10 protein-coding genes and 1 other RNA gene are annotated in these 9,299 nt (G+C 52.2%); 7 read left to right on the plus strand and 4 right to left on the minus strand.

The genetic code is table 11. The annotated features are described in order from the left end of the window. The first annotated feature begins 78 nt into the window (after positions 1–78). From petA to JW499_RS13625, 5 genes are all read left to right on the plus strand, one after another. A complete protein-coding gene (petA, locus tag JW499_RS13605; protein ID WP_205211118.1) occupies positions 79–675 on the plus strand; it encodes a ubiquinol-cytochrome c reductase iron-sulfur subunit in 597 nt (198 codons plus the stop codon). Beyond that, positions 675–1,922 carry a cytochrome b gene (locus JW499_RS13610; protein WP_205211119.1) on the plus strand — a complete coding sequence of 416 codons (1,248 nt, stop codon included), beginning with the start codon at positions 675–677 and terminating at the stop codon, positions 1,920–1,922. Before petA ends, JW499_RS13610 begins: the two co-directional genes overlap by 1 nt. Beyond that, on the plus strand, positions 1,922–2,683 hold the full coding sequence (locus JW499_RS13615) for a cytochrome c1 (protein ID WP_205211120.1): 762 nt from the start codon (positions 1,922–1,924) through the stop codon (positions 2,681–2,683). Before JW499_RS13610 ends, JW499_RS13615 begins: the two co-directional genes overlap by 1 nt. Positions 2,684–2,773: 90 nt before the next feature. After that, positions 2,774–3,403, plus strand: a complete 630-nt coding sequence (gene sspA / locus JW499_RS13620; protein WP_205211121.1) for a stringent starvation protein SspA — start codon at positions 2,774–2,776, stop codon at positions 3,401–3,403. Positions 3,404–3,467: 64 nt separating this feature from the next. After that, entirely contained in the window at positions 3,468–3,875 is a 408-nt protein-coding gene (locus JW499_RS13625) for a ClpXP protease specificity-enhancing factor (RefSeq protein WP_205211122.1), read from the plus strand. A 536-nt stretch (positions 3,876–4,411) separates the two neighbouring features. On the opposite strand, the gene JW499_RS13630 is transcribed toward JW499_RS13625, so the two are convergent. From JW499_RS13630 to JW499_RS13645, 4 genes are read right to left on the minus strand one after another with little or no spacing between them, the layout of a single operon-like run. Then, complete coding sequence (locus tag JW499_RS13630) at positions 4,412–4,978, minus strand: BON domain-containing protein (RefSeq protein ID WP_205211123.1); 567 nt, start codon at positions 4,976–4,978, stop codon at positions 4,412–4,414. A gap of 3 nt (positions 4,979–4,981) precedes the next feature. Continuing rightward, a complete protein-coding gene (locus JW499_RS13635) occupies positions 4,982–5,572 on the minus strand; it encodes an SIS domain-containing protein (RefSeq protein WP_091362077.1) in 591 nt (196 codons plus the stop codon). A gap of 11 nt (positions 5,573–5,583) precedes the next feature. After that, entirely contained in the window at positions 5,584–5,967 is a 384-nt protein-coding gene (locus JW499_RS13640) for a YraN family protein (protein ID WP_205211124.1), read from the minus strand. A gap of 12 nt (positions 5,968–5,979) precedes the next feature. Further along, complete coding sequence (locus tag JW499_RS13645; RefSeq protein WP_205211125.1) at positions 5,980–7,803, minus strand: penicillin-binding protein activator; 1,824 nt, start codon at positions 7,801–7,803, stop codon at positions 5,980–5,982. 40 nt (positions 7,804–7,843) lie between these two features. On the opposite strand from JW499_RS13645, the gene rsmI reads away from it, so the two are divergent. Both rsmI and rnpB read left to right on the plus strand, forming a co-directional pair. Continuing rightward, a complete protein-coding gene (gene rsmI, locus JW499_RS13650; protein ID WP_205211126.1) occupies positions 7,844–8,680 on the plus strand; it encodes a 16S rRNA (cytidine(1402)-2'-O)-methyltransferase in 837 nt (278 codons plus the stop codon). Positions 8,681–8,741: 61 nt separating this feature from the next. After that, an RNA gene (gene rnpB / locus JW499_RS13655) (RNase P RNA component class A) lies at positions 8,742–9,099 on the plus strand. Positions 9,100–9,299: the final 200 nt, after the last annotated feature.

Here is a 9,299-nt window from a genome sequence, read left to right on the forward strand (position 1 = left end):
TTCATTACTGAGCAACCGGAAAATTGTTGCGCTGCAATAGCGCAGGGGTCAAAGGTTGAGTGAGGGGAGATAATCTTAATGAGTAATGACGGCGTGAATAAGGGGCGGCGACGTCTCCTGATCGGTGCCACCTCTGCTGTTGGGGCAGTGGGTGCCGTAGGAGCTGCAGTTCCGTTCGTGGCTTCATGGAATCCGAGTGCAAAGGCGAAAACCGCTGGCGCTCCGGTTAAAGCTGATATCAGCAAGCTGGAAGATGGTCAGCAGATGATCGTCAAGTGGCGCGGCAAGCCAGTATGGATTGTCCGTCGTGGTCCGGAAGCTCTGGCTAACCTGGCTAAGCTGGATGGCAAGCTGGCTGATCCTAAGTCCGAAGTACCGCAGCAACCTGACTATATACCACACACCGATGCTCGTGCTCTGCGCGATGATATCGCTGTCATGGTTGGTATCTGTACCCATCTGGGGTGCTCTCCGACTTACCGTCCTGAAATTGCTCCGGAAGATCTGGGTGAAGACTGGGTTGGTGGTTTCTACTGCCCATGTCACGGTTCCCGTTTTGACCTGTCTGGTCGTGTAATGAAGGGTGTTCCGGCACCTAAGAACCTGGTGATTCCGCCTCATTATTATGAGAGCGACAATGTGATCATCGTTGGTGTGGATCAGGAGACTGCATAATGGCTGGCGCACGTAATAAAGGAAATCCAGGCTTCATGGGCTGGATCGATGATCGTTTCCCGCTGACGGCGATGTGGGATGATCACTTAGCAAAATACTATGCTCCGAAGAACTTTAACTTCTGGTATTTCTTCGGTTCACTGGCACTGTTGGTTCTGGTTAACCAGCTGCTGACCGGTATCTGGCTGACAATGAGCTATAACCCAACGGCAGAAGGCGCTTTTGCTTCTGTTGAATATATCATGCGGGATGTGGATTACGGCTGGTTGCTGCGCTATATGCACTCTACCGGCGCTTCTGCTTTCTTTGCGGTTGTTTACCTGCATATGTTCCGTGGTCTGCTGTACGGTTCTTACCGTAAGCCTCGCGAGCTGGTATGGATCTTCGGTATGACGATCTACCTGGCATTGATGGCTGAAGCCTTCATGGGCTACCTGCTGCCATGGGGACAGATGTCTTACTGGGGGGCTCAGGTAATCGTATCTCTGTTCTCTGCAGTACCTGTTATTGGCCCTGATCTGGCTGAGTGGATTCGTGGTGACTACCTGATCTCTGGTATTACCCTGAACCGTTTCTTCTCGCTGCACGTTGTGGCACTGCCAATCGTCCTGCTGGGACTGGTTGTGATGCACATTATTGCGCTGCACGAAGTGGGGTCAAACAACCCGGACGGCATCGAAATTAAAGAGAAGAAGGATGAGAACGGCGTGCCGCTGGACGGTATCCCATTCCACCCTTACTACACCGTTAAAGATATTGTCGGTGTTGTGGTCTTCCTGTTCGTATTCTGCCTGATCATCTTCTTCTTCCCGGAGATGGGCGGCTACTTTATCGAACAGCCGAACTTTGAGCCTGCTAACCCGCTGAAGACTCCGCCGCATATTGCTCCGGTATGGTACTTCACGCCGTTTTACGCCATGTTGCGTGCGATTCCGCCAATTGCGGCATCTCAGTTCCCGGGCGTTGTGGTGATGGGTGGTGCGATTGCTATCCTGTTTGTTCTGCCATGGCTGGATCGTAGTCCGGTTAAATCCATGCGTTACAAAGGCTGGATGAGCAAGGTGATGCTGGTTATCTTTGCGATCAGCTTCGTGATTCTGGGTTATCTGGGGGTTGTTCCATCTTCTCCGGGCCGTACTCTGGTCGCGCAGATCTGTACTGCACTGTATTTCGCATACTTCTTCCTGATGCCGTTCTACACCAGAATGGAAAGCACTAAACCGGTACCGGAAAGGGTGACAGGCTAATGAAAAAGTTTTTTATCGCAATCATGTTGGTGCTGGTGCCTGTAGTTGCCAGTGCGAATACCGGTGGGGTTCACCTGGACAAGATGTCTCCAGACCCAACCAATAAAGAGTCACTGCAGCGTGGTATGAAGACCTTTGTCAACTACTGCATGGGTTGTCACTCTGCTAACTATCAGCGTTATGAGCGTGCAGCAACCGATCTGGGTATTCCAAATGAGCTGGTTCAGGAGAACCTGATCTTTGGTGACTCCAAGGTCGGTGAGCAGATGACTATCGCTATGCCAAAGGCTGATGCGGCTGCCTGGTTTGGTAACCCACCACCAGATCTGACGCTGGAAACGCGTCTGCGTGGTGAGGACTGGGTTTATACCTATCTGCGTAGCTTCTACAAGGATCCTGCACGTCCCTGGGGTGTCAACAACGTTGTCTTCCCGGATGTAGGTATGCCGAACATTCTTGAGGGTCTTCAGGGGCTGCAGGTAAATCACTGCACTAAAGAGGAGATGGCTCATCACGAGAAGACTATCGATCCTCTGACCGGGCTGGAGATGGGTGGTTGTCTGAGCGTAGCTGAGAAAGGCTCCCTTTCTGAAGAAGAGTTCGACAAAACGATCTATGATCTGGTGAACTTCATGTCTTATATGGGTAACCCTGTTAAGCTGGAGTCTCAGGCCATTGGTTATAAAGTACTGATCTTCCTGTTTATCTTCTTCTTCTTTGCTTACGCGCTGAAGAAAGAGTACTGGAAAGACGTGCACTAAACGTCTGCCGGTCAGTAATACCGATACGCGGTCCAATAAAGTTGGTCCGCGTATATTTTTTTTATGCAACATGTGAAACGGGGTGATTTAATGGGTGTAGTGGCCAAGCGTTCTTCTATGACTTTTTACTCCGATGGTAATGATCATTACAGCCATCGGGTACGTATCGTTCTGGCAGAAAAAGGTGTTGCAGTTGAGATAAACGATTGTGATCCTAACAATTTGCCTGAGGATCTGGCGTCACTGAATCCGTACAATAACCTGCCGACCCTTCTGGATCGTGAGCTGGTATTGTATGAGCCAAATGTGATGATGGAATATCTGGATGAGCGTTTTCCTCATCCACCACTACTGCCTGTTTATCCTGTTGCGCGTGCTGAAAGTCGTCTGTATATGTACCGTATTCAGCGCGACTGGTGCTCGCTGGCGGATGTGATTCTGACTGCTGAAGATGCAGATGAGGCTGATGAGGCCCGTAAAGCACTGCGTGATAGTCTGGTTGCAGTGTCGCCTATCTTTGGTGAAAAAGACTATTTCATGAGCGAAGAGTTTACTCTGGTAGACTGCTGTATCGCTCCTTTGCTGTGGCGTCTGGAAATTCTCGGTGTTGAGTTACCGGAAGCGCAGTGTAAAGATCTGATTAAGTATATGAATCGTCTGTTCGAACGCGAGGCATTCCAGATCAGTCTGTCCGAAGAAGAGCGCGAAATGCGCGACTGATTTTCTGTCGCGAATAATGACTAAAGGATGAGTTGTTACTCATCCTTTTTTTTGGGAGTGTGAAATGCAATCAAGTCGTGGATATCTTCTTCGTGCGTTGAATGAGTGGATTCTGGATAGTGGCTGGACGCCGCATCTGGTGGTTGATGCTGAGATTCAGGGGGTGATGGTTCCTCAGCAGTTTATCAGTGATGGTCAGATCGTTCTCAATATCGCTCCAGGCGCTGTGCAGGGGTTGTTGATTGAGAATGATGCTGTCAGTTTCAATGCCCGTTTTGGCGGAGTGCCCATGAATGTGTTTGCCCCGATGGCCGCTGTTATGGCGATCTATGCTCGTGAAAACGGACAGGGGATGGGATTTGGTGCTGAGCCAGGCGTAGAGGCCCTGCACGACAATGAACCTGATAATGACCCCACACCGCCGGAATCACCTACGCCGAATAAGCGGCCTGCGTTGAAGGTGGTTAAGTAAGAGTCGGGGTCTGAAATCCGAACACTGCGCTTGTTTATCGCCCCGGGTCCCCGGAGGGCATGCTAACGGGGTTCCTACGGGATGGAATGTATTGTAGGAGCGGCTTCCAGCCGCGATAGATTTTATCGCCCCGGATACCCAGAGGGCATGCTAACGGGACTCCTACGAGGTGGAAAGTATTGTAGGAGCGGCTTCCAGCCGCGATAGATTATATCGCCCCGGGTCCCCGGAGGGCATGCTAACGGGGGTTCCTACGAGGTGGAATGTATTGTAGGAGCGGCTTCCAGCCGCGATAGATTTTTATCGCCCCGGATACCCAGAGGGCATGCTAACGGGACTCCTACGAGGTGGAAAGTATTGTAGGAGCGGCTTCCAGCCGCGATAGATTATATCGCCCCGGGTACCCAGAGGGCATGCTAACGGGACTCCTACGAGGTGGAATGTATTGTAGGAGCGGCTTCCAGCCGCGATAGACTTTATCGCCCCGGGTACCCAGAGGGTATGCTAACGGGGCTCCTACAAGAGGGCATCTGCCCTTAATCGATATACTCAAATATTTTAACGATTTTCTGAATGCCGTTAACACTGCGTACAACCTGGATTGCTCTGTCTGCCTGGGCACGGGTTACCAGACCCATCAGATAGACGACGCCGTTCTCGGTGACAACCTTGATCTGGGTAGCATCAACCTGTTTATCGCCGATCATATTGGCTTTGATTTTGGCGGTAATCCAGGTGTCGCTGGCGCGGGTCAGAGTCGAGGTTGGGCTGGTAACGGTCAGTTCGTTGTGGATACGGCGGATTTTGCGCACCTGGCTGACTATCTGTTCAGCTTCCATGCGGCTTTCTTCGGTGGCGACCTGTCCGGTAAGAAGAACGATGCCGTTAAAACTGGTAACGTTGACATGGCTGCTGCTGAGCTCTACAGAGCCTTTGCTGATATTGACGTTGGATTTAATCTCAATCAGCTCATCATCGACAAAGCTGCCGGTGGTGCGGTCGGTGGGATCCTCTTTTATAGGTTCCTCTTTGAAGCTGCTGACAACCGTAGAGCAGCCGCTGCTTAGAAGGCCTGCCAGGATCAGTATTGCTATCCGTTTCATCAATTATTCTCCGCCAAAAAGTTGATAATCTATCAGGTCGCACAGGGCGTGCAGAATGAGTGTCTGGGCGCCAAATATAAGCGCCGGGTCATCCGCAGGGACGCAAAATTCGACCTCGTCCGGGAGTAATAGAGAGTGAATGCTGTTATTAGTTCCCCCGGTCAGTGCAATGACCAGCATATCACGATCATGGGCAGCCTGAATGGCCTGTACCAGATTTGCTGCGCGGCCGTCATTTGACAGGATCAATAGCAGGTCGCCAGGCTGGCCGAGTGCACGGATCTGTTTCGAGAAGATCTCATTGAACTGACCATCGTGTGCGATACCGGTCAGCGCTGAGCCGTCGGCGCTGAGGGATATGGCGGGGAGGCCAGGGCGCTCATGGCGAAACTGGTTCATCAGCAGGCTGCTGAAGTGCTGCGACAGTGCGGCACTGCCGCCATTGCCGCAGCAGAGGATCTTATTTTCAGACATCAGACAGCTGAGCAACAGCTCTCCGGCATGAGAGATCAGTGGTGTGTATTCTTCGATGGTTTGGGCATTAACCTCCATGCTGTGATGGAACAGGCTAATAACGCGGTCTTGAAGTACCATCGGTGCTCCTGTCAGAAAGTGGCTTCAGGTCTGAAGGCGTCTTTATACCATATGGGGCAGGAATCTCCACTCCCGTTATCCCGATTGGCTTCAAATGCTATCACATCAAAGCGGCATACGGGCAGGTTACCGCTTTTCTGCTGGCTGAGATAGTAACTGGCTGTTTTTATTAATTTCTTTTGTTTGCGAAAATCAACAGAGAGTCCGGCACCGCCCCAGTTGCTGTGACGCCGGCTGCGAACCTCAATAAATACCAGTTGCTTACGGTCCAGCATAATCAGATCGATCTCGCCGAAGCGGCAGTGATAGTTTCTGTTGATCAGTTTCAGGCCGTTTTTCCTGAGAAAGTCGAGTGCTCTTTGTTCGGCGTCCCTGCCGATCTGTTGTCTGTCCATTGTTAACTCGGTTTAGTTGCTTCCGTTGATCGGCTGCGCGACGCCCTGCTGGAAGGTGACCCAGTTCAGGGTGCGGACAATCTGATTGTTTTCGCCTATGGAAAGCGTCCCTGTTTCGCCCTCGATAATGGCGGATGATGACACCGACAGTTGAGCCAGGTAGGGGAACAGGTTAAACGCGTCTATGCCCAGTGCATACAGGCGACCAAAGCGGCTGTTGGTGTTGTCGCGCAGCTGTGCCAACTGCAGGTGTTCTGAGGAGGGGGGCGCGCTTAACCAGGGGGTTGCGACAAAACGGATGCCGTTCAGGTCCTGGTCTTCAATGGGGGCCTCTGAGCCTGAGTAGATCTGAGAAGTGGCATAAACTGGTATGTTGCCGGCGTAGTGAAATGCCAGGGTGGGTTTGATCTGACGTGCGGTCTGTGGCAGTGCTGACAGGAATATGGCATCGACATCCTGGCGTCTGCGACTCTCAAATTCGGGGCGTTCTCCGATGATCCGGGTTAGCTGGTTATCCCGTTCGATGCTTTTTTCTGTACCCAGAAGTGTTGCAATCTGTTCCGAATAGTTGGCATTGTTGCCGTAGGTATAGCTATCAAGAACGGTGCCGCCCAGGGCCATAAACTGCTGTTTGAAGGCGATGGCGGCGCGTTCCCCCCAGTCGGTATCGGGGGTGTAGATCAGTACCTGCTTTTTCTGGTCCTGCCAGGCCTGGTTGGCGGCCTGGATGGCTTCATCTTCAATGGCAAGGCCAAACTGATATATATTCGGTTGCTGGCTGCCGGGCACGGTGTTAAGTGTCAGTGTCGGAATGGGGGCTGAGCCGTAATTGAGCAGACTTTCAACCATCTCTTTCTCCAGGGGGCCGATAATCAGGTCGACACCTTTCTCTGAGGCTACCTGGTAAAGTTGTTCGGGGGAGGTGATTCTGGTGGAATCGAGCAGGGTTATTCTGGCGTGGGTTCTGCCGGCTTTTACCGCATTGTAGTAGGCGGTCATGAAGCCTGTGGAGATCGCTTCAGCAGGTTTTTCCAGGCTGCCACTCATGGGTAGATAGAGGGCAATATGTTCGGCGCTGAGGGTGTCGGTTGCGGTAACCGCCAGAAGCGCTTCCGGTGGCGTCTGTTGGGCCGGATGTGATTGCCACAGAATCTCCCATTGCTGCATCTGTTTGTTCTGTTGACTCAGATCCTGCGCGGTCATGGCACTCAGGGCAAGTTCATACCAACCCTGTTGATAATAGCTGTTGTCTGGACGCTGGCTCAGTTGTTTGAGTTGCTCTGTTGGTATCTGGGTAAGCAGGGTCCAGATCCGGTTATGCAGGGTCTGGGCTTTATCGGCGGGACTGTAGCTGCTGAGCTGTATCAGTTGCTGAAGTTCGCTGAGGGTGTTTTGCTGATAATGGTAAGCGTCAGCCTGCATTTCACCTATCTGATATTGCTGTTCAGGAGGCAGGTTCCTGGTGGTTTCGGGAGGTAGTTGTTGCAAATAACGCAGAGCGCTCTGGCCATCCTGCTGCGCCAGTGCTGTGCGTGCTTTCAGCTCAGATATCTCGAACTGCAGGGCGGGGGTCAGGATTGACATGTCGATCTCATCCAGCAGGCGAGAAGCCTCCTCTTGTCGCTCCTGCATGATAAGAATACGGGCGGCCTCCGCTTTGAGTTGGGCACTTTTTACCGGAGCTGCGGTTTCCGCTTGCTGGATCAGTTCAGCAACCTGCTGCATCGGGTCGCCCGATATCTGTGTTGGAATATTGCCCTGTTGGGAACCGCAGCCGTGCAGAAAAAGTACCATGCTGGCGGTCAGCACCAGAGACAGGCGGCTTGGAAACGTCATATACTTTCACATCCTGAATTAATAAATGGCTCGAATACCGATGTCCGAAGCAGTTTTGTATGTAGTCGCAACGCCGATTGGCAATTTAGAAGATATGACGCCGCGCGCGCTCCGTATACTGGAGTCGGTTGCATTAATTGCGGCTGAAGATACCCGCCATAGTGGTCGTTTGCTGTCACATTTTAATATCAAAACGCCGATGATAGCAGTTCATGACCACAATGAACGCCAGCAGCAGCAAAAAATTATAGAAAAGTTGCAGCAGGGGAGTGATATCGCGCTGATTTCTGATGCCGGGACGCCGCTGATATCGGATCCGGGCTTTATTCTGGTACGTGAGGTTCGGGCCGCTGGATTCAGTGTTGTGCCGTTGCCGGGGTGTTGTGCCCTGATTGCGGCGTTGTGTGCCTCAGGTGTGCCGTCTGACCGTTTTATTTTCGAGGGCTTTCCGCCAGCTAAGTCGCAGCAGCGGCTGAATTTTTTTACTGCACTGGCGGGCGAGAACCGGACCCTGGTGTTTTACGAATCACCCCACCGGATTGTCGATAGTCTGAAGGATATCGTGGCGGCTTTTGGGGCCGGTCGTCCTGTGGTGATCGCCAGGGAGCTGACGAAGACGTTTGAGACCTTTATCAGCGGCTCTGCGGCGGAGGTTCTGGCGCAGGTGGAGGCCGATCCGAATCAGCGCAAAGGTGAGTTTGTGGTCATGGTGGAGGGGGCGCCGCAGCAGGATGCGGGTCTGCTTGATCCTCGTAGCAGCGAGGTGCTGGATATTCTGCTTGAAGAGTTGTCTCTTAAGCAGGCGGCGGCCCTTGCCGCAAAAATTACCGGAGTCAAAAAGAAAGTGTTGTATCAGGCTGCGCTGGATCGAAAATAATACTCTCCGGGGTTATGGTTCTGCTTGCTTATGATGGGCTTGCTGGTATCCTGTGCGCCGTAGAGTTCGCCAGACAATCGCTGCTCCCGTATGGGAGGGGAGGAAAGTCCGGGCTCCATAGGGCAGGGTGCCAGGTAATGCCTGGGGGGCGTAAGCCTACGGCTAGTGCAGCAGAGAGAAGACCGCCTACGCTTCCTGTTTACAGGAAGCCGGTAAGGGTGAAAGGGTGCGGTAAGAGCGCACCGCGTACGTGGTAACACGTTACGGCAAGGTAAACCCCACCTGGAGCAAGACCAAATAGGAATCCTTGAGGCATGGCCCATGCTGGATTCGGGTAGGTCGCTTGAGGCCTGTGGCGACGCAGGTCCTAGATGAATGATTGTCCACGACAAAACCCGGCTTATCGGCGAACTCTACAATTTTTTCATGGATGAATGATTGTCCACGACAACTCTCAAGAAAAGCTCAGGGCTTATCGGCGAGTTCTGCATTTTTTCATGGATGAATGATTGTCCACGACAACTCTCAAGAAAAGCTCAGGGCTTATCGGCGAGTTCTGCATTTTTTCATGGATGAATGATTGTCCACGACAACTCTCAAGAAAAGCTCAGGGCTTATA

It is taken from the genome of Amphritea pacifica (assembly GCF_016924145.1).
GTDB lineage: Bacteria > Pseudomonadota > Gammaproteobacteria > Pseudomonadales > Balneatricaceae > Amphritea > Amphritea pacifica.

Bases quoted from the DNA above. Each gene is read 5' to 3' on its own strand.
- JW499_RS13625 (WP_205211122.1), top strand. From the start codon at position 3,468: ATGCAATCAAGTCGTGGATATCTTCTTCGTGCGTTGAATGAGTGGATT.
- petA (WP_205211118.1), top strand. From the start codon at position 79: ATGAGTAATGACGGCGTGAATAAGGGGCGGCGACGTCTCCTGATCGGT.
- JW499_RS13635 (WP_091362077.1), bottom strand. From the start codon at position 5,572: ATGGTACTTCAAGACCGCGTTATTAGCCTGTTCCATCACAGCATGGAG.
- rsmI (WP_205211126.1), top strand. From the start codon at position 7,844: ATGTCCGAAGCAGTTTTGTATGTAGTCGCAACGCCGATTGGCAATTTA.
- JW499_RS13630 (WP_205211123.1), bottom strand. From the start codon at position 4,978: ATGAAACGGATAGCAATACTGATCCTGGCAGGCCTTCTAAGCAGCGGC.
- JW499_RS13610 (WP_205211119.1), top strand. From the start codon at position 675: ATGGCTGGCGCACGTAATAAAGGAAATCCAGGCTTCATGGGCTGGATC.
- sspA (WP_205211121.1), top strand. From the start codon at position 2,774: ATGGGTGTAGTGGCCAAGCGTTCTTCTATGACTTTTTACTCCGATGGT.
- JW499_RS13645 (WP_205211125.1), bottom strand. From the start codon at position 7,803: ATGACGTTTCCAAGCCGCCTGTCTCTGGTGCTGACCGCCAGCATGGTA.
- JW499_RS13615 (WP_205211120.1), top strand. From the start codon at position 1,922: ATGAAAAAGTTTTTTATCGCAATCATGTTGGTGCTGGTGCCTGTAGTT.
- JW499_RS13640 (WP_205211124.1), bottom strand. From the start codon at position 5,967: ATGGACAGACAACAGATCGGCAGGGACGCCGAACAAAGAGCACTCGAC.